Annotated in this window: 1 pseudogene; it reads left to right on the top strand. The window is 64.4% G+C overall.

The features are described 5' to 3' along the window. Positions 1-278 (top strand): annotated as a pseudogene (locus JYB63_RS23125) (succinylglutamate desuccinylase); the annotation flags it as partial.

Below are 278 nucleotides of genomic sequence, written 5' to 3'. Positions count from 1 at the left end.
ATTGAACTGCTCAATCAGTTAATCGGCGATCTGTTGAGCGGCCGCTTGCCGCTGGCGGTGCGGCTGTTGGTGGTGCTGGGCAACCCGGCGGCGATGCGGGCGGGCAAGCGCTATCTGCACAGCGACATGAACCGCATGTTCGGCGGCCGCTACCGCAACTTCGCCGCCAGCGGGGAAACCGCGCGCGCCCAGCAGTTGGAGCGCACGCTCGCCGCCTTTTTTGATGGCGAACAGGCGGCGCGTTTCCATTACGATCTGCACACCGCCATTCGTGAGTC

The organism is Aliamphritea spongicola (assembly GCF_017051665.1).
GTDB lineage: Bacteria > Pseudomonadota > Gammaproteobacteria > Pseudomonadales > Balneatricaceae > Amphritea > Amphritea spongicola.
Note: the sequence above shows the minus strand (reverse complement) of the source record. Positions and strands in the feature narration are given on the sequence as shown.